Consider the following 23,760-nt stretch of genomic DNA (forward strand, 5'->3'; position numbering starts at 1 on the left):
ACGGCTAGCGGTTCAGCAGCAATTTCAGGTAAAATGAAGGACGGGTAAGCCGCTTGCGCAGGTCCACCTCGTAAAACATGCACGACATCAACTCCCGCAGCTGCTTGTTGCGCATGCCGATGCGCAGCAGGAGGTTGAACAGCCAGGGGCGCTGTACCAGTTTTTGCATGCGGGTACTCAGCTGCAGCTCCGGTCCCAGTACACGGTATATTTCATCATCATACTTCTTCAGTTGCGTAGCAGAAAAATCGTTGGCTTCCAGTGCGGCCTTTACCTGCTGCGCGGCAATGCGGCCGGAGTACAGCGCGTTACCAATGCCCTCGCCGGTAAAAGGATCTATGAGATACCCGGCATCGCCGGTGAGCATATAGCGGTCGCCGGAAAGGGTGCGGCGCTTGCTGCCCAGGGGCAGGCCATAGCCATCTACAGTGCCCAGCAGCTCTGCGTTTTCAAAGCGCTTGCTCAGCACCGGGTCTTTCTCCAGCGTGTCCTGCAACATTTTTTTCAGGTTCAGCTTTTTCTTCCGCACCACTTCACTCAGCACACCTACGCCCACGTTGGCTTCTCCATTAGGCAGGGGGAAGATCCAGAAATAACCGGGCAGCAGCTCGTCCAGGAAATGCAGTTCAATGAAGCTGTCTTCATGCATGCCGGTAACGCCCTGGTAGTAGGCACGTATGCCCGCAATGTAATGCCTGGGCTCCATGGTGATCTTGGCTACCTCCTTTGTAAACCCGCTGTGGGCACCATTTGCCACGATCACCACCTGTGCCTTCACGACAAAGGTGCCGGCATTATCGCGCAGCACATACCCATCCGGTTGCAGTTCATATTTATCGATGGACTGGCCTTCAAACAACTGCACCTGTTCGCAGCGTTTCAGCTCATCCACCAGGAAATTATCGAAATCCATGCGCTTGCATACATAGCCCGCGGCCGAAGGCTCCTGGGCTTTATCATACACCGGCCTGTAAGCCACATCGAGGCTGGCGCGGTTGGGCGCCACAAACGTTACGCCCCAGCTGCCCTGCTTGGCCTGGAACTCCATGAGGCGGGTACCAATTTCAGGGTTAATGCGGTTCAGGCAGGTGAGCACTTTGCCACTCAGGCCATCGCCACATACTTTATCGCGTGGAAACACCGCTTTGTCCACTACTACACAGGGAATATTGAATTGCTGCAATTGCAGGGCGGCAGCCGCTCCGGCGGGGCCTGCACCGATCACGCAGACGGTTGTTTCAATCATAGAATTTGCTGTGGTTGAGATGCCTAAGTTACTGGTTAATCCTTAATTGTTAATGGTCAACCGTTATTGGTAAATCACTACCGGCGCACGGATGTTACCCGCGCACAGGTATAACGATGCTGCAAATTAACACGTTAGTTGCGATTATTTATCTTTGCGGCAAACACACCTTAATTATGTTCGGAGATCTTATGGGAAAGCTGCAGGAAGCGCAGCAGAAAATGGCGGATGCCAAGGCCCGCGCCGCTGCTACCAGCCATACTGGCGAAGCCGGCGATGGCGCCGTAAAAGTAGTAGTGAGCGGCAGCCGTGAAGTACAATCACTGGAAATTGCAGACCGCCTGGTCAATGCAGACAACAAAGAAGAACTGGAAGACCTGCTGATCACGGCGCTGAACCGTGCCCTGAAAAGTGCAGAAACTGCGTATGACAAGGAAATGGCCGGCGTAACCAGCGGCATGCTGGGCGGGCTGAATATCCCGGGGCTGTCCGGCTTGTTTTAAATTGACAGGTTGCAGCGTATTACATCGACGGCCTATAAGCAGCCGGCCGGCCCGCTAAATACCGGCATAAAAAAATCCCCGCAAGCGTTGAAACTTGCGGGGATTTATATTTTTGAGCGTTAGCCCGGCAATGCTGCCATCTGACTACGCTTCTGTCTTCATGGACTTGGCCACACGCTTGCGGTCTTCTTCGTTCAAAAGCACTTTACGCATGCGGATGTGGTTCGGCGTTACTTCGATGCATTCATCGTGCTGGATGTATTCCATGCACTCTTCCAGTGTCATCTGGATCTTGGGCGCAATGTTGGTAGCTGCATCGGAACCGCTCGCACGCATGTTCGTCAGCTTTTTACCTTCATTGGGGTTTACTACCAGGTCACCGGGTTTGTTGTTTTCACCGATGATCATACCTGCGTAAACTTCTTCACCCGGATCTACGAAGAAGGAGCCACGGTCCTGCAGTTTGTCCAGGGAGTAACCGGTAGTGGTACCACCTTCTTTAGACAGCAGTACACCGTTGCCACGGCCGGGGATCTGGCCTTTCCACGCTTTGTATTCGCTGAAGCGGTGGGCCATTACAGCTTCACCGGCAGTGTTGGTCAGCATCTGTGTACGCATGCCGATGAGGCCACGGGAGGGAATTTCAAATTCCAGGTGCTGCATGGTGCCTTTGGTTTCCATGATCAGCATTTCACCCTTGCGGCGGGTTACCAGGTCGATCACCTTGCTGGCAAATTCTTCCGGTACGTCTACCACCAGGATCTCGTACGGCTCAGATTTTTTACCATCAATGTGTTTTACGATCACCTGGGGCTGGCCCACGGTCAGTTCGTAACCTTCACGGCGCATGGTTTCTATCAGTACGCCCAGGTGAAGGATACCACGGCCGTAAACCAGGAAGCTATCGGCAGAATCCGTATCCACCACGCGGAGCGCGAGGTTCTTTTCCGTTTCCTTCATCAGGCGGTCGCGCAGGTGACGGGAGGTCACAAACTTACCATCCTTACCAAAGAAGGGGGAGTTGTTGATGGAGAACATCATGTTCATGGTGGGCTCATCCACGGCGATGATGGGCAGTGCTTCGGGATTTTCAAAATCAGCGATGGTATCGCCAATGGTGAAGTCTTCCAGGCCTACCACGGCGCAGATATCGCCGGCCAGTACTTCCGGCACTTTCTTTTTACCCAGTGATTCAAACACGTACAGTTCGCGTACACGGCTTTTTACCACGGAGCCATCAGCACGCATCAGGGAGAAGGGTTGGTTTTCCTTGATGGAACCGCGGGTTACTTTACCTACGGCAATACGGCCCAGGAAGGTGGAGTAGTCCAGGGAAGTGATCTGCAGCTGCAGGGTGCCTTCCTCGATCTTAGGTTCCGGAACGTGTTCCAGGATGCCATCCAGGAGGGGGGTGATGTTCTCACACTGCTCCAGGGAGCTGTTGAACCAGCCATTCTTACCAGAACCATAGTAGGTCGGGAAGTTCAGCTGCTCTTCAGTAGCGTCCAGGTTGAAGAACAATTCGAATACGGCGTCATGCACTTCGTCAGGACGGCAGTTCGGCTTGTCTACTTTATTGATAACTACAATAGGTTTCAGGTTCAGCTGCAGGGCTTTCTGCAGTACGAAGCGGGTCTGGGGCATGGGGCCTTCAAAGGCGTCCACCAGGAGGATCACGCCGTCCGCCATTTTCAGTACGCGTTCTACCTCGCCGCCAAAGTCGGCGTGGCCCGGGGTATCGATCACATTGATCTTGGTGCCTTTGTACTCAACGGACACGTTCTTACTGAGGATGGTGATCCCACGCTCTCTTTCGAGGTCGTTGTTATCCATGATCAACTCACCCGTTTCCTGGTTGGCACGGAATACGTTGGTCTCATGGAGGATCTTATCCACCAGGGTAGTCTTACCGTGGTCTACGTGCGCAATGATGGCAATGTTTCTAATCTGCATACACATTATCCGCCTCGGCGGAGCTTTGTTTTGTTGGTGAAAGAATGCGCTGTGCGAACACAAAGGGCGCCCAAACGCGGCGCAAAGGTACGAAAAGATAGTGGATAAGCGGGTACCGCCATTTTAAATAAATGTAATGAAACGGTAAAAGCTCATACAACGGGCATTTCCGTGGTTTTTATCCCCCGGGCGGCCCTCTCTGATAAAATGAGTGTTAAACCTGCATCAATTACTATGCCCCTGGCCTTAGATTTGCCAAAGCATAACCTTATAACAACGAACGATGCAAAAATTTTTCCCCATGCTCCTGGCCGCTATGCTGCTTACCATGAGCGGGCTCCGCGCACAGCAGCAGATCACGCCCAATGACGCCACCTTTTCACAGTACCAGTACCCATTTCCCGTACATTATTTCAACCTGACCCTGCAAGGCAATGCCCTGCGCATGGCCTACATGGACATACCCGGGCGCCAGTCCAACGGGCAAACGGTGGTGCTGCTGCACGGGAAGAACTTTGGCGGGGCCTACTGGGATAGTACTGCCACCGCTCTATCCGCCCAGGGCTTCCGGGTGATAGTGCCAGACCAGGTGGGTTTTGGCAAATCTGACAAGCCGGCCCACCTGCAGTTTTCCCTGCACCTGCTGGCTGAGAATACCCACCGCCTGCTGGACAGCCTGGGCATCCAAAAAGCCGTGGTGCTGGGCCACTCCATGGGTGGCATGCTGGCTATGCGCTTTGCCATCCAGTACCCGGGAACGGTGACCAAACTGGTGCTGGAAGATCCCATCGGCCTGGAAGACTGGAAACTGAAAGTGCCCTACCAGGATGTAGATAAATGGTACACCGCAGAGCTGAAGCAGAACTACGAAAAGATCAAAAAATACCAGCTGGAAAGCTACTTCCACGGCCAGTGGAAACCGGCTTACGACAAATGGGCCGCCCTCCAGGCCAGCCAGACCCTGAGCCCCGATTATCCCAAAGTGGCATGGAACAGCGCCCTGTGTTACGATATGCTCTTTACCCAGCCGGTGATCTACGAAATAGAAAAGATCCAGGCCCCTACCCTGCTCATCATCGGCTCCCTGGACCGTACCGCCATTGGCAAAGACCGGGTAACGCCCGAGGTAAAGGCCACGATGGGCAATTACCCCGAACTGGGTAAGGCCGCGGCCAGCCGCATTCCCCGTTGCCGCCTGGAATTGCTGGAAGGCGTGGGCCATGCGCCGCATATGGAGGTATTTGACCAGTTCATACAACTGGTTTCTGGATTCCTTAAAAATTGATCTTCAACTACTTTTATAACTATTAATTGACAATGTCAATACAAGATAATTGACTTGGTCAAAACAAAAAAGCGCCCCCTTAAAAAGAGGCGCTTTTTTGTTTTCAAATGCTTTTCCCATTAGTTGACACGGTCAAATATTCATACCCTTACCCTTTATTGACAATGGCAATCAATAAACGGCAGGGCCCAATACCATGGCTTATTTGTCAGGATTGATATTATTGAACAGCTGCTCCACGTAGCGGAGGGCGGTCATGTTTGTAGGGTTATCGAGTGCATCGCCTATGTCCATCTTCTCACGGGAGTTAAGGTGAAGGCTGAGCGCCGCCGTTTTATTGGCCTGCTGTGGTACGTACTGGAAAATGATGCGGTGGAATTTATTCGGGAAGTAGCCTTCCAGGTAATTCAGCGTGGCATCCTGGTTAAAATCCTGCATGGCGCTCCAGTGCGATTGCATGGTGAACAGCGGTGCAAACATCACATCACTGAGCGACTGTGATTCTTTAATGCGGGTAATATCATTCTTGCGGGTATCGCGGATCTGCAGGTACACCACGCCTGCGGTATTTTCATTGATCCACTTCCGGAAGGTAAAGAGATAACGCAGCGTGGTCTGCTGCCCAAAGTTGTCGCGGATGCCGGCGTCCATCACATCCACAATAGGATCGCTGGGCAGGTATACGTTTGGCAGCACATACGGGAAGGTGGCAGACATGCGGATAGCACTGGTCACCTGCAGGCTCATAGCGTGCTGGCGGGCAAAGTACTGGCCAAAGTCCACCCCGTCTATATCCCGTACCAGGTGCGCGGTCTTATCCATGCGCGTGGGGTACAGGTACTCCGGTGCGCAGAGGTAGCTGATGTTCTGCGGGGAGATCATGAGGCGGCGCCCGTCTGCATTGATGGTGGCATTCCAAACCAGCATAGGGATGGTGCCTTTGCTTTCCGGCAGGTAGTACTCACCCAGCGTGCGGTTCAGTACATTATGGGTATTGTGGTTCAGCTGGCGTTCAAAAGCATAACCCCGGTCACGGGCGTAATAATTATCCCCGATCTTAAACCGGCGGAAGGGCGTGATGAAATCGTTTACCGCCAGGGAGGTGAACACGGGATTGAGCAGGTCTTGTGAAATGCGTTCCGTGTAGGTGGTATCGTATAATGTAATGGGCATGCCCAGTTGCTGTTCATAATATAACTCCCGGAAATAAGAGGCGCCCATCATACCACCGGAAGCCCCGGTCATCATGACGGTGTGGCGCATTACGCGCCCGCCCAGCACGGAGTCCAGGCGTTGCAGCACATTCATGCTCCATAAGGCGGAGCGGCTGCCGCCCCCGCTGAAATTCATCACCACCAGCAAGGGTTTCCGGCCTCCGGGGAATTTTTGTTTCCAACGCTCCAGGATGGCCAGTCCGCTATCCACATCCGCCTGGCGCCGTGCTTCCGTGAAGAAGTGCTGCAGGGCTTCTGGACTGTATACCGGGCGGTGGTGCTTGTTCTTATATTCCAGGCCGTAAGCCTTGTTACGGTTATCCACCACGTTGCTCTGCACCATGATATTCAGCGCCAGCAGCATGACCAGGAAAAGTGGGATGGCCCAGCTTTGCAACAGGTATGCATAGGCGCCGGATATGCCAATGAGGAACGCAAAAAAGATCAGCACACTGGCTCCTGCGGGAATGCGGAACACGTTATAGTCCATCAAGAAAGAAAGGATGACCAGGCACACCAAAGCCGCGCCTACCGTGATAATGGCGGCAAAGTGATGTTGCTTTAAGATACTGTCCAGGTAAAATTTATCATAGTGATCCACCTTCCTGGCGCGCCGTACTTTCCAGGGGGTAAAAAGATAACTGTGCACCGGCAGCGCGTTCTCATCCGGCTCCTGCGTAGGCTTGAGGATGAGTTTTACAAACTTGCGGGGTGTCCCAAATTTGCGGGTAAGCCGCCGGCCGATGTTGCGGTCCGCACCAAAAAAATAAAAGAAGGAAAAGAAAATGATCAGCATGTAGCCGCACACATAACCCTCGGCCAGGAGCAATATTTCTGTAACGCCGCTCAGCTGGTAATCCTGCTGGTAAGCCCACCCGCGGAAAAGCAGGTTGATAAGGAAAAGCAGGGGAATGATAGAATTATTGAGGCAGTACCGGAAAAAAGGCTGCGCTGTGGTGGCCAGGAATTTAAAACGCTGCGTGTGTAATATGAACGTGGTGATGTGCCAGCTCATGGTAAAAATGCCGGAGGCCAGGCCCAGGATGGCAGTGCTGTAAAAATTTACACGGCCCAGGTATTCGGGATTGAGGAACAGCGCATCGCCGCCAAATACTTTGGCAAAACCACCATTGATGGTACTGAATAAAATAGCCCAAAACACCAATAGAACCTGGTACTTGCGGAAGTGCAAGAGCAACAGTTGTACCGGGAAGGAATAGTATGTTTTTAAAGCGATGATTTTTAGTTTCCCCAGCATATGTGGTTAAACTTACTAAAAATCTATTATATATATGGAGCGGTATAAAAAAACCGCCCGGGTATTTGCCACAGGCGGTATAACAGGTTTTAACCGGCAGGTCAAAGTGTGCCGATGGCGTCTTCCGGCCGGGGAGGTTTCACATAGAGATAGGTGGCCCCATCTTTTCCCCGGCTGATGAAAAGTGATGTAACCAGGGAAAGCAGCAGGAGCATCCCCACGCACTGATGAATACTGGCCAGGGCAATGGGAATGTGTATCCTGGCATTGAGCACAGTGAGCACACCCAGCAATACCTGCAACAGCACCAGCAAAAGCGGCACGATGTGAATTTTGTGCAGAAGGGAGCGCGGATCGCTCTTGCGCGCATTCCACCACCAGCTCACCACCAGCAGCGTAACCAGGTAAGCCAGCCCGCGGTGGATAAACTGTACGGTGATCAGGTTATGCGAGATGTCCTGTAAAAATGATCCCTGCGTGAGCATGCCGGGGGGCACCGCCGCACCATTGATGCTGGGCCAGGTGCTGGCAGCGGTAGCGGCATGCAGGCCAGACATGAAGGCGCCGAAGATCAACTGCACCACCAGCACTACGATCAGCAACAGGTTCAGTTTGCGCAGTCCGGGTTTATACTGGATCTCCCGCACGGGCACGATCAGCTTCAACCCAAACCATAAAGTATAAGAGGTGAGCAGCATAGCCGTGATAAAGTGTCCGGCCAGGCGGATGTGGCTTACATAAAGATCATTCTCATTGAGGCCGCTCTGCACCATGATCCAGCCAATGGCGCCTTGCAGCCCGCCCAGCAGGAACAGGATGGCCAGGGGCACGATCATAGACGCATCGATCTTCCTCTTTATAATAAACCAGATAAAGGGCAGTAAGAACACCACGCCAATGAGCCGGCCCCACTCGCGGTGAAACCATTCCCAGAAAAAGATATGTTTGAAATCCGTGAGCGTGAAATCGCTGTTCAGGTATTTAAACTGGCCGATCTGTTTATATTGCTCAAATGCATGTTCCCACTGCGCCTGGTTCATAGGCGGTATAGCCCCCATGATGGGCTTCCACTCTGCAATGGACAGACCGGAGCCGGTAAGACGGGTGATGCCGCCCAGCATGACCATGATGATAAGCATACCCACGCCAACGAAGAGCCAGATGGCCACGGGGCGGTGTTTTGAATAAGTTGTCTCCATAAAAAGTTCAAGCGACCAAAATTAGCGAAATCTAAGCTCCCCTTGCTCCCGGTGGCGCTGCCCGCAAAAATAGGCGCTCACTGCCAGCTATTTACTGATATTTCTCAGGACCGGAGAAAGCAGGGCGCTTTGCACAATTATTACCTCCGCGAGAGCCACCCCGCACATGGCAGTTTTTTCCCGTTGATTTTTGTTTTCTTGCAATATTTGATTTAAATTTATTGCAGAATGTTGCAGCAGGCAGCAACAACGTGCTCTTTGTTGCAATAAATCGAAAACACAATCTGCTGATTATCAATCATATAAGTTTTTATCGGCAGATAACATTTTCTTAATTTGGTTAATTACCGCAGAATGCCGTAGCTTTGTTGCTAAATCGATTAACCTAGTTTCAAGTCGAGGTAAATATATCTTTTAACAAAAACGCAAAACGGAACAATTATGAAAAGTGTAATGAACACCAAAGCCGCCCTTCTCGTTGCCGCTGCCCTTTTTGTAGGTGGCGCTGCTTCTGCCCAGGAACTGTTGGCCTATAACGGCAAAACACCTGCTGCAACCGTAGCTACCGGCAACGACGCCCCCGCCCTGAAAATGGACATTGCCCAGGGTACCAAAGCTGAAGGCCTGACCTTCCACATCAACGTAGAAAATCCTAACCTGGAAAGAGTGAAACTGTACCTGCTGGACAAGACCGGAAGCGTACTGCACGAAGAACTGCTGCCTGCTAAAGCTCATTTTGAAACCCGCTACAACCTGGACCAGCTGGAAGACGGCTCTTACAAGATCGTTCTCAGCACCCGCGACCAGGAGATCAAACGCGCTATCAACATCGCTACTTCAGTAAGCCGCAGCGGTAAAGTAAACTGATTGTACCCCGCTTTTTAAGTACAATTCCCTTTACTGTGGCTGCTTTGCAGCCAATGAGTCCATTGCTCTTTCTAAGTTAGATTCTTCTCCACGGCCGGTACGTTCTGTACCGCTGGGATGCCTGAAGATTTTTCTTCCTTCAGCGTTCATCCCGTACGCTTTAATGCATGGCTGTATGTTGTACAGCCAACCAGGCATTGCAAAGCGCTTGCATTATAACTTCCCGTACATGAAGCTGTGATCACCCAGGATAGACATCCGGTAACACAGGAATCCAAAGACCAACATGGCTTTGCGGGTTTACCCGAACAGGTGCCCGTAAAGCCAATGATGGTCATCCCTTAAAAACAATATGCCTTGCAGGGGCAAAGATTCCCGCAGGGGTATTGTTCTTTTTTTAAAGGATAAGATAGCTGCATACGCTTGTACTGCGTAGCTGTTTTTTACTGCGATGCGCCCTTATCGCGGCATAATTACTATTGACCAGGAATGGCCCCCAGCCTGCATTTCCCCATTATTTACCGCTTCACATTTTATTAATCCCGGGATAACCTTTTCTTAACTGCCCCGTAACCTTCCGGTAATGCTTCCGCGTGATCTTTGCGGCGACAACAAAAGAAAAAACCGTATTAGCTAATACCCCATTCTTTTACCAAAACGATCACCCATCAACACAACGGAAATGAAACGTGTAATGAACACCAAAACCGCTATCCTTCTTGCTGCTACCCTGCTTGCCGGTACTGCCGCATTTGCACAGCAGCCCCTCGTGGCCTATAATGGCAACATATTTACCAGCCCGGTAATAATGACAATGGAAGACGCCCCCACCCTGGAAATGAACGTAATGCAGGCTACCGGCGCCAATCTTACTTTTCACATCAACGTGGAAAATCCACAGCTGGAAAAAGTAAAACTCTACCTGTTGGACAAATCCGGTAACATCCTGCACGAAGAAGTGCTGCCTGTTAAGGCCCACTTTGAAACCCGCTACAACCTGGACCAGCTGGAAGATGGCGCCTACAAGATCGTGCTCAGCACCCGCAGCAGGGACATTGAGCACGCCATCAACATCATAACATCTGTGAGCCGCACAGGGAAGGTGAATTAAATTGTACAACGTACTGCGTACAATGTACAACGTACTGTCCCTTGTTCTTCTTTACGTTCTCTTCTACACACCATACCGGTGGGATGTGCGCAATTCCCTTCTGGCGCATCCATACGCTTTGATGTACGTTGTACATTGTACGCTGTACGCTGTACGACCCTAATACATCGCATCATACAACGTCTGCATTATATTTTCCCGTACATGAAGCTGTGACAACCTGGGGTTGGTGCCGTCGGGGCATACCCGGTTGCTCAGGAATACGAATACCAGCTGGCTCTTAGGATCTACCCAGATACAGGTGCCCGTAAAGCCCGTGTGGCCAAAGGTTTGGGGCGATGCGCTCTTGCAGGGGTAATGGTCCTCGCGGGTAGCATTGTCCTTTTCCGGCTTGTCAAAACCCAGGCCGCGGCGACTGATTTTACTGTTATAAGCGGTGAACAACCTGATGGTTTCCGGGCGGAAATACCGGCGGCCATGATAGCTGCCATTGTTCAGCAGCAGCTGGAGGATGATGCCCAGGTCCTGCGCATCGGAGAAGAGGCCTGCATGCCCTGCCACTCCACCAAACATGGCGGCGCCCGGGTCATGCACGTCGCCCCTGATCAGCTGGCGGCGGAAGATGGGCTCATTTTCCGTGGGGGCTATCAGCCCCAGGGCAAAGCGCTCCCGTGGCCGGAAGCCGGTGGTTTCCAGTCCAAGGGGCTCGTAAAAATTATGCAGCACGTAATCCTCCAGGTGCTGCCCGGAGAGCCGCTCCACGATCTTGCCCAGGAAAATAAAATCATTATCGCTGTACACATAGGTGTGCTTCTTACCCAGCTTGCTGTCTGCAATGATCTTTTCCATCGTAGCAGGATAATCATTGCGCAGGTACAGGTTTTCTGCTACCCGCACCTGGTGGGCGCTATCCATCTGGTGGCGGAAGTAGCTGGTATCCGGCACTCCTGCTGCATCCAGCAGGGATTTGTAGAACGGGATAAAAGCTACCAGGCCGGCCTGGTGCAGTAAAATATCGCGGATCTTCAGCTTCGCTTTATCCGTGCCTTTCACCCAGGGCAGGTATTGCCCCAAAGTGCCGTCCAGCTTTATTTTCCCCTCGTCGTACATTTTCATTACGCTCAGCGTGGTAGCACAGATCTTGGTCACGGAGGCCAGGTCATAAATAGATTTTTGCGTTACCGGGTCCTGCTTACCAAATTCATAGTTACCAAACTGCTTCTGGTACACCACCTGGCCGTCTTTCATGGCAAAGATGGAACAACCTGGCGTAGCACCCCGCTGGATGGCTTCACGGGCCAGCGTGTCTATGCGGGCCAGCACCTCACTGTGCATGTGCACCGCCTCCGGGTTGATCTCCGGCACCACTGCAGGCACCGGCAGTTCGTAGGTAATACCCAGGCCGGAGGGCAGGCCGGGGCATACCGTTACCGGCAGGCGGCCCTGGGGTTTTAACTGGCCAAAGAGCACCCTGGCCGCGGTGACCTGCGTAGTATCGTCATCTTCATACGCCGCCATGATGGCCGGTGCCTCGCAGGCAAACTGGATGGCGTAAGCATTACCAAAGAAAATGGTCACCGAGGGCAACTCCTGCTGCAACTGGCGCATAAGCTGCAGTGCCGCATCCGTGAGGTCAAAATTATGAGCAGGGCGGCGGCTGTAATTATGCACACTGATCACCACGGCCTGGTAGTGCTGGTCCTTAATTTCGTCGATGATCTCGCGGGCGCGGGCGGTATCTGCCGCGGAAGAAAAAAAGTAGGTACCGGCATCGGGGCGGTATTGCCTTACCTGCTGCGTGAAGTTATTGGGCGTGCTGGCGCCAATGGCCACCAGGGCCAGGCGGGGCTGGATGGTAGCGGGCATAAAGGGAACAAGACGATTCTCATTTTTCACCACTGTGATGGCCTCGTCTGCAATGCGCTGGCGCAAGGCGTCGGTCTCCGCATTCAGGTCTTCCGTAAGGTGTGCGGTGTCTACCGGTTTGTAGTTGGCCAGCCCCAGTTCGTACTTGGCCCGGAGTATTTTTTTCACATGCTCATTTACCACTTCCCAGCTGATCTTGTGCTTGCGGATGGCCTTGCGGATGGCCGCCACGCTGCCTTCTGCGGTGCTGGGCAGTTCCAGCAGGTCATTGCCGGCCAGGAGTGATTGCAGTGATTCCTGCCCGTTTGTATAGAACTTGGAAAGGCCTTTCATTTCCAGTGCGTCTGTTACCACCACACCATGGTAGCCCAGCTGGCCGCGGAGCAGGCCTGTTACCGTTTTTGCGGAAATGGAAGTGGGCGTATGCGGTTTGTTATCAATAGCCGGTACAAACAAATGAGCCACCATCATGGAGCCCACGCCCGCCGCAATGGCCTGGCGGAAAGGGTACAGCTCCAGGGAGTCCAGCTGGGCCATGCTTTTGCTGATGGTGGGCAGGTCCAGGTGCGAGTCCACCTCTGTATCGCCGTGGCCGGGAAAGTGTTTGGCAGAGGCCATCACCCCGGCCTTTTGCATGCCATGGATAAAGGCTACGCCCAGTGCCGCTACGTTGTATTTATTTTCCCCGTAAGAACGGTCGTTGATCACAGGATTATTGGGATTGTTATTCACATCCATATCCGGCGCAAAGTTGATGTGCACCCCGATGCGCTTGCACTGCCGGCCGATGGCCAGGCCTTCTGCATAGGCAAGGGCCGTGTCCTGGGTGGCGCCTATCATCACGTTTTTCGGGAAGGCGGTCACACTGTCCAGCCGCATGCCCAGTCCCCATTCCGCATCTATGGCTACCAGCAGGGGCACTTTGGAAATGGACTGGTAATAGTTAGTGAGGGCTGCCTGGCGCTGGGGCCCGCCCTGGAAAAATACCAGGCCCCCCACTTTATTTTCCCGGATATCCTTTATCACTTTCTCCACATGGTCCGGCCCCAGGTTAGAGTGGGCGCGGATCATAATGAGTTGCGCAATGCGCTCATCCGGCGTGAGGCTGTTAAACACACTGTCTACCCAGCGCTGGGCGGAATCTTTGCCTCCGGGAACGGCGTTATGCTTATTACGTGGAGAAGTGCCCGGCACCACCGCGGCGCTGCAGAGGGCGGCCGCCGCACACAGGCCGGCCATTGCCCTCACTACTGATCTGTACATCATGGTATAAACTTACGAAAGCATGGATACTGGAACACAAGGTAAACAAACGCAGCAGAAGGAACATGGCCTATCGAAGATTGCCAGTGCTAGATTGCAAAAAATTTACACAACGGCACAGATATTTGCAAAACATTTACTATTTTAAGGATAAATTTTCATTCCACTGCGGTCAAACGGAAATTCTTCTATCTACCATTCAATTCTTTATTATATTTGCAGCCTTGCTTTAACGTAGATAATTAACATGGTCAACCTGATTTTATTTGGCCCTCCCGGTAGCGGTAAGGGCACTCAAAGCACCAAAATCATTGAGAAATACGGACTGCTTCACCTGTCCACCGGCGATCTGCTACGCTTTGAAATGGCGGCAAAAACGCCCCTGGGCCAGGAGGCACGTAAGTTCATTGACCAGGGTTTGCTGGTTCCGGACGAGGTAGTGATCGGGATGATCAGTTCTAAGCTGGATGCCAACGCTGAAGCCAGAGGTTTTATCTTCGACGGATTCCCCCGCACCACTGCCCAGGCAGAAGCGCTCGATAAATTACTGGCGTTGAAAAAAACGTCTATCTCTATCGTACTGGCCCTCGAAGTGCCAGAAGATGAACTGATCCGCCGCCTGCTGAACCGCGGCCTCACCTCTGGCCGCAGCGACGATGCAGATGAGAAAGTGGTGAAAGCCCGCATCGTGGAATACCACAGCAAAACCGCTCCCGTGGCCGATCACTACGCCCGCTTTGGTAAGTTCCGCACCGTAAAAGGCAACGGCTCCGAAGCAGAAGTTTTTGACCTGCTGTGCCGCGAGATCGACAACCTGCTGGTGAGCGAAGAGGTTTAATGCCTCCTTTTCCCAACGCATGATACCGCCCTGCGGCCACGCAGGTGCCCACATACCTACTTCAAAAACGCAAAGATGGAAGCCGGCATTCAAAATCGCCGGAACTTCACGATCTTTGCGTTTTTATTTTAACACCCGCCGGGCCGTTACCCACGGCAAAACCGGCACATTTACCCATGGAAAAAGCAAACTTTGTAGATTATATCCGTGTATTCTGCCGCTCCGGCAAAGGCGGGGCCGGCAGCCGTCACTTCATGCGCACCAAGTTCAACGCCCAGGCAGGCCCTGATGGCGGAGACGGGGGCCGTGGCGGCCACATCATCCTCCGGGGCAACTCCCAGTTGTGGACCCTCCTGCACCTTCGCTGGTACAAGAACGTGCTGGCAGAAGACGGGGAAAATGGCAGCGGCGATAACTGCACCGGCCGTTTTGGCGAAGACGTGATCATAGAAGTGCCCCTGGGTACCACCACCCGCGATGAGGAAACCGGTGAGATAGAAGCCGAGATCCTGCACGACGGCCAGGAGATCATCTGGCTGCCCGGCGGCCAGGGTGGCCGGGGCAATGCCTACTTCAAATCCGCCACCAACCAAACCCCCGAATATGCCCAGCCCGGCATGCCCGGCGTAGAAGGCTGGAAGGTAGTGGAATTGAAAATGCTGGCAGATGTAGGCCTGGTGGGCTTCCCCAACGCGGGCAAGTCTACCCTCCTTTCCACCATCACCGCCGCCCGTCCCAAGGTGGCAGATTATGCCTTCACCACCCTCACGCCCCAACTGGGCATGGTGAGCTACCGTGATGAGCGCTCTTTCTGCATGGCAGACCTGCCCGGTATTATTGAAGGCGCCCACGAAGGCAAAGGCCTGGGGCACCGCTTCCTGCGCCACATTGAGCGCAATTCCGTACTGCTTTTCCTCATCCCCGCCGATAGCGCAGACCACCGCAAGGAATTTGATATCCTGCTCAATGAGCTGCAGCAATACAATCCTGAGTTGCTGGACAAGCAATTTGTAATAGCCATCAGTAAAAGCGATATGCTGGACGATGAGCTGAAAGAGGCCATCAGCGCGGAACTGCCGGAGGGCATCCCCCACACGTTCATCAGCTCCGTAACCCAGCAAGGATTGCAGGGATTGAAAGACATGCTCTGGGAAGCGCTGAATGCCCCGCCCAAAGAAAGCTGAAATACATTTTCACGATAAATGAAAAAGCCTCCCTGGAAAAGGAGGCTTTTTTGTTCGCATATAGGTTTCAGTTAAATGGTCTCAGAGTCGAAGATCACTACCTTTTCCCACAGGTGTTTGCATTTCTCCACGAAGGCCTTATGCAACGGGTGCACCTGGTATATATCGTGCCCTGCTTCGTCTGCAAATACCGCCAGCTCGCAATAGCTGTAACTGCGGTCTATTACCGGGCGGTCTGTGTTTGCGGGCTTGCCCACATTGTACAGCAGCAGGCTTTCAATAACGCCCAGGCCTTTCAGCTCGGTTTCAAACAGTTCAATGTCGGCCGCAGAAAGGTCCGGCTTCAGGTAGAAATTTACTACGTGTACAAATTTATGGTTGCTCATGTACGGTCATTTTAGGGGCACAAGATAATGTGCCTAGCTGTATAACGCCACATATTTTCGTACCGCCATTACATTTACCAGGTACACCGCGCTTATGATCACCAGCAGCGCCACACCGGTGTACACACCTATCCAACTGCCCATAAAAAATCCATGTGCCTGCAAAGCCTTGCTGGCAGCGTATTGCAGCCCGCTCATAATAAGCAGTGCTACGATGCCCGTGATCATATAAAGCGGTGCAAATTGCTTCATGAGGAACCTTCTCAGCTGCCCCGGAGCGGTGCCCAGGATCACCAGCAATTCTATTTCCCCACGGCACGATGCCACGATGAGTTGTATGAACATGCTGAACACCAGCATGGCAAAGAAAAGCAATACCAGTCCGAAAAAACCGATCACTGATACAATGATCTGCACCACCTGGCGCGTGCGGCTGTGGCGTAGCTTATCCTGGTTAGTGCTGTAGGCATGATCATCCAGGTATTTTACCAGCGCAGGATTGGACGGATCATCCACCTTCACGATCACACGGGAGGCCGGTGTGGGCTGGCCGCTGCCGTAGCTGGCATTGGCCCACTGCATAAAGGACTGGGGCACCAGGAAAGAAGTAATGCGGTCTGAAAACCCCACCACTTTACCAATGAACTGCTCACGGCGCACCCCGTTGCTGATGGTGATCTCCAGGGGGATCACTTTTACTGATTCCGGTGAGATCTGGGGCAGGTCCTGTGTAAGGGCAAAGCCAAAATTGTACAAGTTCAGGAAGTCATTGGGCAGGATAATGGGCAGGACGCGGCTGCCCTGCTGCCAGTGGAAGGCATCGTTGTGCACATCAATGAAACTGTCTGGCATGGCCTCAAAAAACATTTCACTGGTGAATTGCAGGTTGCCGGGAGCTGCCACATCTACCTTGTACTGGCTGGAAGTGATGCCGCCCAGGCCTTTGACGAAAGGCTGGCGGCTGAAGGCCTGCACTTCTTCCGGGGTAAACATGTTAGAGGCATTTACTGAAGCGGAAGTATGCTCAATCTTTTTGCTCACTACCAGGAAGTCTGCGCTCTCCGTGGTATTGCGCTGGCTGTATAGCAGTTGTTCAAAATCGTCCCAGGTCTGCACGGCCAGCAGCAGCAGCAATGTGGCAATGCCCAGGCCCAAAGCCGCCATCACAAAGCGGGTGCGGCCTACGCCCGTGCGGATGATCTTATGAAGAAGTCGGAAAAATGCTTTCATGCTGCGGGCTTACAAATGATAGTGTACATGGTAATCAAAATGGGTATCTGCATCCAGGTCTGTGAGGACAAAGCCGGCCTGGCGCCGGTTGCACTCCACGGCAATGAGCTGGGCCGCACGGTTGGCATTGGCCGCATCCAGGTGGCTGAATGGCTCGTCCATGAACAGCCAGGTAAAAGGCTGGGTAAGCGCGCGGATGATGGCAATGCGCTGGCGCTCACCATAGGAAAGGGTTTTAGCGCTTTGCTGCAGTACGTGAAGCACCTGCAGGGCGTCTGCCATTTCCATCACCCGCTCTTCAGTACAGTATGGCTGGCCGGGGTGCATGGTCCTTTTCAGGTTAATGTTTTCCCGGGCGGTAAGCTGGTCAAACAGCCGCAGGTCCTGGAACACGATGCTGATCTGCTGCTGGCGCAGGCTGGCCACTTCGTTCTTAGAGAAGCCTGCCCAGGCCTTGCCATCCAGCAGTACCTGACCACTGTAATCATAGCGGATATTATAGAGATAGTGCACCAGGGTGGTTTTGCCGGTGCCGGAGGGTGCCTTTATCTTCACAAACTGGCCGGCGTCCAGGGTGATGGCCCGGTCCCACACTTCAGAGCCCTGTTGTTTGATCTTGTCCCGCAGGGGAATGGGCACCAGGTGATCTAACTGGATGTTCATGCGCGCATGTATTAATCAGAAAAAAAGCTGCTCCTTTTGGAAGCAGCTTTTTCAAAAATAAAAGATTTTAACGCATTAGTGGTGGGGCTGTGCGGGAGCAGCTGTGTCCTGCACTGCTACGGAATCAACGGCAGCCATGGGCATTTCTTCGTCCCGCATGCTGGCACGTTTGTAAGCCGCAAAAGCCTCCACGCCAAAGCTGACCAACTGGGGCAGGGCGTTCTTGCTCTGGTCCTGCAGGGTAAGCACCGCTTCTGCTTTCATGGCTTTATCATCCAGCGGGGATACGCTGTAAGTAAAGTCTTTGAACAGGTTGGCAGCTTTGCCTACTATTGCCGTTGCATTGCTGTCTGGCAGGTTTACTTTTTTCAGTTCATTCAGCATGTGGGTGAAATCGGTGTAGTACACGGCGTTCTTACCCTTCACGGCCGGCAGGTGCTCTTCCGGGAATGCACCGGCTTTGCCGGCCATGTACTGGTTTATCCATGCAGTGCTGGAGCCCATGATGATGTGATCTGAAGTGATGTCTGTGGAGAAGAACTTGTTGCTTTGGATTACGGGGACGTAGTGGTCACCGTCCTTGGTCACTACTTCGTTCAGCAGGCGGCTGCCCATTATGCGGTCAAAGGCAGCTTTGTCTTTCACCTTAGCCGCTATTATCCATTTCATATCAGTAGTGGTGGTAGAGTCAGAAGGGCTCCATTCCAGTGGCTTTTTCACCTGGGCGTAGTCAGAGCCTACTGCCACCAGCTGGCCGCTCAGCGCGTTCAGCAGGTCTGCCAGGGAAACGCCGGCGGCACTTTGCAGGCCGGCGTCTGCCAGCTCGTACGTGTGGGTAAGGGTAAGGATATCGCCCAGGGCATGCAGGTCTGCGCCCATTGCAAAGAACATGGTCACATTCTTTGACGGGTAGTTTTTCAGCATACTTTCATCGATCGTGGTCTTGTACTTTTCAAAGATGCTGTCTAGCGCCGGGCTTACATAGCTGGAGCTGGCCACTACTACTTTACCGTTCTCAAAATTGAGCGAGGAGGCGCTATAAGCATCTTTCAGCAGCACGGCCAGGTCGCCTGGGATCTGCTGGAAGGCCAGGCTTTTCAGCAGGGCACCGGAGTTGCACCACAGGCTCAGGTCCGCATGCTGGTCCAGCAGGGACTTGAAAGATTTGATGGAAGTAGCGCGCTCGCTTTGCTTCAGGTGGAAGAGGTGATCCAGGCGGCCGGCCCAGAATTGGCGCAGGCTGTCATCGCTGATGGCCGCGGGGGCGGCAGGTACCGCGCTGGAGGCACTGTCTGTTGCAGCGGTATCGCCCACACCGGGGGGCATGGAGCCGGGGGCCCAGACGCCGTGATTGGCAAAGCGCATCGGGTCTATACCCGTGATAGACACGGCCTGTTCTGCGTTCCAGCCGATGATGGTTTGCTGACCAGGCATAAAAATATAAGCGAAGTCCTCACCTTTGCCAGCTACGGCTTCCGGCATGGTTTTCTTAATAAACGCAGCGAATTTGGAGGAGTCCAGCAGGGTAGCGATCATGCTTACATAAGACTTGCTCTGGTCTACAGAGTCCTGTACGTAGAAAGCAAAGAAGTGGTTAGAAAGGTCCACACCGGCGTTCTCAATATTTTTGAGGGCTTTGCTGGGGCCTTCTGCGCGGGCAGAGTCTTCCGCATTTTTGTCCTTCCCGGGATGGGCTGCCTCGCCGGTGGCGTCGGCCAGCTTGTCCAGCGTAAGGCCACCAGACATCAGCTTATCTATGAGCTGGCGGGTGTTAATGTCAGCCACCACTGCAGCTTCTGCAGGGATGTACTTGCTTTGTTTGGGCAGTTTGGCGCAGGAGGTCAGCAAGCTGGTGGCCACCAGTGCTACCGCCAACAATCGATACATGGATGTTGTCATAAACAAGGGGAAAGGTTGAAGTTTGATGATGTATTAGGCGTGAATTTACTCTGTTTTTTCTTAGGCGCTTACAATAATCCGCCGGGATTCACGTATTAATCGACCTGCACCCTGGTTTCCGGCTTTATTGTTGCATGGTCACCGCACGGGGTTTCGCAGAAATAACATGTATCTCAACGGGACAGCACCCGGAATTATATGTTACTTTGCCGTATCTCCTTTTATTGTATCACAACTAGTTGAAAAACCTATCATGTTTTTAGTGCTCGTACAGTATGTGCGGCCCTTGGCCGCCATAGACCATTACATAGACCAGCACATGGCCTTCCTTAAAAAGTATTCAGACAGTGGTCAGTTTGCCATTTCCGGGCGGCGCAAACCGCGCACCGGCGGGCTCATCCTGGTAAAGGCAGACAGCCGCCGCGCCGTGGAAGCCATCATTGCGGAAGACCCGTTTGACCGCCTGCAGCTGGCCCTTTATGAGATCATCGAGTTTGAGCCGACCACGGTGAATGAAACGCTGCTCTCCTACCTGGATAAGTAAGTGCCGCCATTGCATGGCCGTTAAAGAAAACCCACCGCTGTCAGATGCCACTTTTGCCGGTCAGGGGAAAATTTGCCCCGCGGCTACTGTTCCTGGTTCTCTTCCAGTTTTGCCTCGTACACCGTCACTACTGCTGTCAATTCCTTCAGCTCCTTCTCTTCCGGCGACCCGGGCTCTATCAGCATAGACAGTAAATAATAGATCCTGTCCATAGCTGCGCTATATTGTTCTTTCGTTTCAATTTTCATTGTCGGGTATTTGCCCGCAAAATAAACAAAATAAAACTGGGAGTTCCCGGCAGGCCATTTCCGGGTTGTTATTTCCCCGCGCCGGGAAATGCCACACCGGTTTTCAAACAAGTGGGCAATGCACGACCGGGCCAGGCAGCACGGATGTGCGCCAGGCACCTTACAAAGGCGGGCGATCCCACGGGAAACCGTGAATGACGATCCCCTTGCTGTTGGAAACCGGAACTTACGTGCTGTTGAAAATTGGCCGCCCGCGACCTTCCCTGGTTATAAAGATTATGGGGGAAAAATTCACCGGACCCGGAAATTATTTATGCTCATAGCGCCGCTCCGCTTCCTGCGCCTTTTCAAAGTCCAATACCACGGAATTGATGCAATACCGCAAGCCTGTGGGAGGCGGGCCATCGTTGAAAACGTGCCCCAGGTGCGACTTACAGCGGCCGCACATTACTTCCGTACGCTCCATGCCGTGACTATTGTCCGGCGCATAAATAACACTGGTTTTGGAAACGGGCTGATAGAAACTGGGCCAGCCGCAACCGCTTTCAAATTTGGTATCAGATACGAATAAGGGGTTGCCGCATACGGCGCAGTAATAAATGCCATTTTCTTTGTTGTTCCAATATTTTCCGGTAAATGCCCATTCTGTTCCTTTTTCCCGGGCTATTTCATAAAGGTCGGCTGGCAATACTTTTTTCCACTCTTCGTTGGTAAGGTTTACTTTGCTGGCATCAGTACGGGAGTACACAGCATTTTTTTCATCTGCCATTGGTTTGTTTTTTGAGCTGTCGTCCCTTGGAACGGATTCAGTTCGTCATAAGTACTAACAAAATTCAGAACCATCATGTTCTTTCTCTACTAACGCTAAGTTGCATAGTCATTGCGTCTTTATAACGCTGCGCTTTTTCTACGGTTGACATAAAGTTACGAATCCCGTGCCGGAACGGATTGTCGCAAAATCGATATAGTTCACACATTAACAAATATTAACAAATATTAGGCCTGGCATCTGCATAACTGCCGGTGGCCTCCTCCTGTTTTTTCATCCCGTTTTGCGTTACCTTTGGCAGTTACCAGCCGGCTGTTTTATAGCCGGTGCAGCAGCTCAATCATAATCATTCGTTGTGACAGACATCATTCATTTATTACCCGACAATATTGCCAACCAGATCGCGGCTGGTGAAGTGATCCAAAGACCGGCCTCTGCCGTGAAGGAATTGCTGGAAAATGCCGTCGATGCCGGGGCTACTGAAATACAACTGATCCTCAAAGACGCCGGCAAAGAGCTGGTACAGGTAATAGACAACGGCAGTGGCATGAGTGAAACGGATGCCCGCCTTTGTTTTGAACGCCACGCCACCTCCAAGATCCGCAGCATTGAAGACCTTTTCAGCATCCGCACCATGGGGTTCCGGGGCGAGGCCCTGGCCTCCATTGCCGCCGTGGCCCAGGTGGAACTGAAAACCCGCCGCGCCGAAGACGCTGTGGGCACCTATATTGAAATTGAGAACAGCGCCGTGCGCAAACAGGAACCCGTGCAATGGCAGACCGGCACCAGCATTTCCATGAAGAACCTCTTCTTCAACGTGCCCGCCCGCCGCAACTTCCTCAAAAGCAATGCCGCGGAAATGCGCCATGTGGTGGATGAATTCATCCGCGTGGCCATGTCCTTTCCCCAGCTGCAATTCACCCTCACCCACAACGGGGCTCAGCTCTTTTACCTGGAAAAAGGCTCCCTGAAACAACGCATTGTGAGCATCCTGGGCCAGCACTATAATTCCAAACTGGTGGCGGTAAAGGAAATGACCGATTACATGAACGTGTACGGCTTTGTAGGTAAGCCCGATGCGGCCAAGAAGACCCGGGGCGACCAGTTCTTCTTCGTAAATAACCGCTTCATCCGCAGCCCCTACCTGCACCACGCCGTGATGACCGCCTATGCGGAAATGCTGCCCAGCGACAGCTATCCGCTCTACGTCCTGTTCATAGAGGTGAACCCGGAACATGTAGACATCAACGTGCACCCCACAAAACAGGAGATCAAGTTTGACGATGAAAAAGTGCTGTATGCCTTCATACAGGCCACCATCAAGCATTCCCTGGCCCAGTTCAATGTAAGCCCCACCCTGGATTTTGACCTGGACCCGGGCATCCAGCAGCTTACTGCTGTAACGCAACCCTTCACCCGCCAGCAACAGGAAGCCTCTACCGGCGGCTCTTTGTATAAAACGTTCAGCCAGGCTAACCAGGCCCACCGCATTGAAAAGAATGACAGCAACCTGCGGCACTGGAAAGACCTCTACGAAATAGCGGCGCCCCGGCCGGATGGAACGGAGTTTCCCGGTATGCCCTCCATGCCCTCAGCACCCGCGCCCACCGGGCCCGCAGCCATCGATGCCAGCTGGCAGGAGCAGCACAAAGCACCCATGCAGGTGCACCAGCACTACATCCTGTCGCACATCAAGTCCGGTTTTTTCCTGATAGACCAGCATGCGGCGCATGAACGCATCCTGTATGAGCGTTACCTCCGTTCGTTGCAGGATAAGGCCATGCCCACCCAACAATCCCTTTTCCCCCACACACTGGACCTGGCCCCGGCAGATGCTGCGCTGATAAACGCCCTGCTGCCGGACCTGCAGCACCTGGGGTATGACCTGGAGCCTTTTGGGCAAAACACGTTCGTGGTGCGGGGCACACCAGCGGATATCCAGAGCGGGAACGAGCAGGCCAGCATTGAAGGCCTGCTGGAGCAGTTCAAGCATAGCAGCGCGGAGCTGAAGCTGGACCGGCGGGAACAACTGGTTCGGTCCATGGCACGGAACAATGCCATACCGGTGGGAAAAGTGTTGAACGTGCGGGAAATGCAGAACCTGATCGATGAATTGTTTGCATGCGTTACACCGAATGTATCGCCAAGTGGAAGGGCTACGTTTGTGTCGTTTAAGTTAAATGAACTAGATAAAATGTTTGAGAAGGGGGCGCAGTAATAGTGCCTCTTTTTTT

General features: G+C 53.0%; 19 protein-coding genes. 8 read left to right on the top strand and 11 right to left on the bottom strand.

Annotation, left to right across the window (positions count from 1 at the left end; translation table 11 throughout):
• Positions 1–4: 4 nt before the first annotated feature.
• On the bottom strand, positions 5–1,246 hold the full coding sequence (locus DCC81_RS02275) for an NAD(P)/FAD-dependent oxidoreductase (RefSeq protein WP_108684972.1): 1,242 nt from the start codon (positions 1,244–1,246) through the stop codon (positions 5–7).
• Positions 1,247–1,422: 176 nt separating this feature from the next.
• Between DCC81_RS02275 and DCC81_RS02280 the strand changes: the two genes are divergently transcribed.
• A complete protein-coding gene (locus tag DCC81_RS02280; protein WP_108684973.1) occupies positions 1,423–1,749 on the top strand; it encodes a YbaB/EbfC family nucleoid-associated protein in 327 nt (108 codons plus the stop codon).
• 144 nt (positions 1,750–1,893) lie between these two features.
• On the opposite strand, the gene typA is transcribed toward DCC81_RS02280, so the two are convergent.
• Positions 1,894–3,702 carry a translational GTPase TypA gene (typA, locus tag DCC81_RS02285; RefSeq protein WP_108686438.1) on the bottom strand — a complete coding sequence of 603 codons (1,809 nt, stop codon included), beginning with the start codon at positions 3,700–3,702 and terminating at the stop codon, positions 1,894–1,896.
• 283 nt (positions 3,703–3,985) lie between these two features.
• Here typA and DCC81_RS02290 point away from each other — a divergent pair, with 283 nt between their 5' ends.
• Positions 3,986–4,987, top strand: a complete 1,002-nt coding sequence (locus tag DCC81_RS02290; RefSeq protein WP_205686245.1) for an alpha/beta fold hydrolase — start codon at positions 3,986–3,988, stop codon at positions 4,985–4,987.
• Between the two features lie 201 nt (positions 4,988–5,188).
• Here the strand turns inward: DCC81_RS02290 and DCC81_RS02295 are convergent, their stop codons facing one another.
• Entirely contained in the window at positions 5,189–7,459 is a 2,271-nt protein-coding gene (locus tag DCC81_RS02295) for a patatin-like phospholipase family protein (RefSeq protein ID WP_108684974.1), read from the bottom strand.
• Between the two features lie 101 nt (positions 7,460–7,560).
• Complete coding sequence (locus tag DCC81_RS02300) at positions 7,561–8,658, bottom strand: COX15/CtaA family protein (protein WP_108684975.1); 1,098 nt, start codon at positions 8,656–8,658, stop codon at positions 7,561–7,563.
• A gap of 441 nt (positions 8,659–9,099) precedes the next feature.
• On the opposite strand from DCC81_RS02300, the gene DCC81_RS02305 reads away from it, so the two are divergent.
• Together DCC81_RS02305 and DCC81_RS02310 are read left to right on the top strand one after the other, a co-directional pair.
• Complete coding sequence (locus DCC81_RS02305) at positions 9,100–9,525, top strand: hypothetical protein (RefSeq protein WP_108684976.1); 426 nt, start codon at positions 9,100–9,102, stop codon at positions 9,523–9,525.
• Positions 9,526–10,207: 682 nt separating this feature from the next.
• Positions 10,208–10,636: a hypothetical protein gene (locus DCC81_RS02310; protein WP_108684977.1), complete on the top strand. Its 429-nt coding sequence runs from the start codon at positions 10,208–10,210 to the stop codon at positions 10,634–10,636.
• 159 nt (positions 10,637–10,795) lie between these two features.
• Here the strand turns inward: DCC81_RS02310 and DCC81_RS02315 are convergent, their stop codons facing one another.
• Positions 10,796–13,768 (bottom strand): glycoside hydrolase family 3 N-terminal domain-containing protein, encoded by a 2,973-nt coding sequence (locus DCC81_RS02315; protein ID WP_108684978.1) that lies wholly within the window; start codon positions 13,766–13,768, stop codon positions 10,796–10,798.
• A 244-nt stretch (positions 13,769–14,012) separates the two neighbouring features.
• Between DCC81_RS02315 and DCC81_RS02320 the strand changes: the two genes are divergently transcribed.
• The gene (locus DCC81_RS02320) at positions 14,013–14,603 is read left to right on the top strand and encodes an adenylate kinase (RefSeq protein ID WP_108684979.1); all 591 of its coding nucleotides are present in this window, start codon (positions 14,013–14,015) and stop codon (positions 14,601–14,603) included.
• 176 nt (positions 14,604–14,779) lie between these two features.
• On the top strand, positions 14,780–15,787 hold the full coding sequence (gene obgE / locus DCC81_RS02325) for a GTPase ObgE (RefSeq protein ID WP_108684980.1): 1,008 nt from the start codon (positions 14,780–14,782) through the stop codon (positions 15,785–15,787).
• A 71-nt stretch (positions 15,788–15,858) separates the two neighbouring features.
• Here obgE and DCC81_RS02330 read toward each other — a convergent pair whose 3' ends face one another.
• From DCC81_RS02330 to DCC81_RS02345, 4 genes are all read right to left on the bottom strand, one after another.
• Positions 15,859–16,173 (bottom strand): Dabb family protein, encoded by a 315-nt coding sequence (locus tag DCC81_RS02330; protein WP_108684981.1) that lies wholly within the window; start codon positions 16,171–16,173, stop codon positions 15,859–15,861.
• A 33-nt stretch (positions 16,174–16,206) separates the two neighbouring features.
• On the bottom strand, positions 16,207–17,403 hold the full coding sequence (locus DCC81_RS02335; RefSeq protein ID WP_108684982.1) for an ABC transporter permease family protein: 1,197 nt from the start codon (positions 17,401–17,403) through the stop codon (positions 16,207–16,209).
• 9 nt (positions 17,404–17,412) lie between these two features.
• The gene (locus tag DCC81_RS02340; protein ID WP_108684983.1) at positions 17,413–18,066 is read right to left on the bottom strand and encodes an ATP-binding cassette domain-containing protein; all 654 of its coding nucleotides are present in this window, start codon (positions 18,064–18,066) and stop codon (positions 17,413–17,415) included.
• Between the two features lie 75 nt (positions 18,067–18,141).
• The gene (locus tag DCC81_RS02345; protein WP_108684984.1) at positions 18,142–19,965 is read right to left on the bottom strand and encodes a DUF4836 family protein; all 1,824 of its coding nucleotides are present in this window, start codon (positions 19,963–19,965) and stop codon (positions 18,142–18,144) included.
• Positions 19,966–20,218: 253 nt separating this feature from the next.
• Between DCC81_RS02345 and DCC81_RS02350 the strand changes: the two genes are divergently transcribed.
• On the top strand, positions 20,219–20,509 hold the full coding sequence (locus DCC81_RS02350) for a YciI family protein (RefSeq protein WP_108684985.1): 291 nt from the start codon (positions 20,219–20,221) through the stop codon (positions 20,507–20,509).
• Positions 20,510–20,592: 83 nt separating this feature from the next.
• Here DCC81_RS02350 and DCC81_RS25480 read toward each other — a convergent pair whose 3' ends face one another.
• Positions 20,593–20,757, bottom strand: coding sequence for a hypothetical protein (locus DCC81_RS25480; protein WP_165806406.1), 165 nt, complete (start codon positions 20,755–20,757; stop codon positions 20,593–20,595).
• Positions 20,758–21,064: 307 nt separating this feature from the next.
• Complete coding sequence (gene msrB / locus DCC81_RS02360; RefSeq protein WP_108684987.1) at positions 21,065–21,526, bottom strand: peptide-methionine (R)-S-oxide reductase MsrB; 462 nt, start codon at positions 21,524–21,526, stop codon at positions 21,065–21,067.
• A 355-nt stretch (positions 21,527–21,881) separates the two neighbouring features.
• On the opposite strand from msrB, the gene mutL reads away from it, so the two are divergent.
• The gene (gene mutL, locus DCC81_RS02365; protein ID WP_108684988.1) at positions 21,882–23,744 is read left to right on the top strand and encodes a DNA mismatch repair endonuclease MutL; all 1,863 of its coding nucleotides are present in this window, start codon (positions 21,882–21,884) and stop codon (positions 23,742–23,744) included.
• The last annotated feature ends 16 nt before the right edge of the window (positions 23,745–23,760 follow it).

This window comes from Chitinophaga parva, from assembly GCF_003071345.1.
GTDB classification, from domain to species: Bacteria; Bacteroidota; Bacteroidia; order Chitinophagales; family Chitinophagaceae; genus Chitinophaga; species Chitinophaga parva.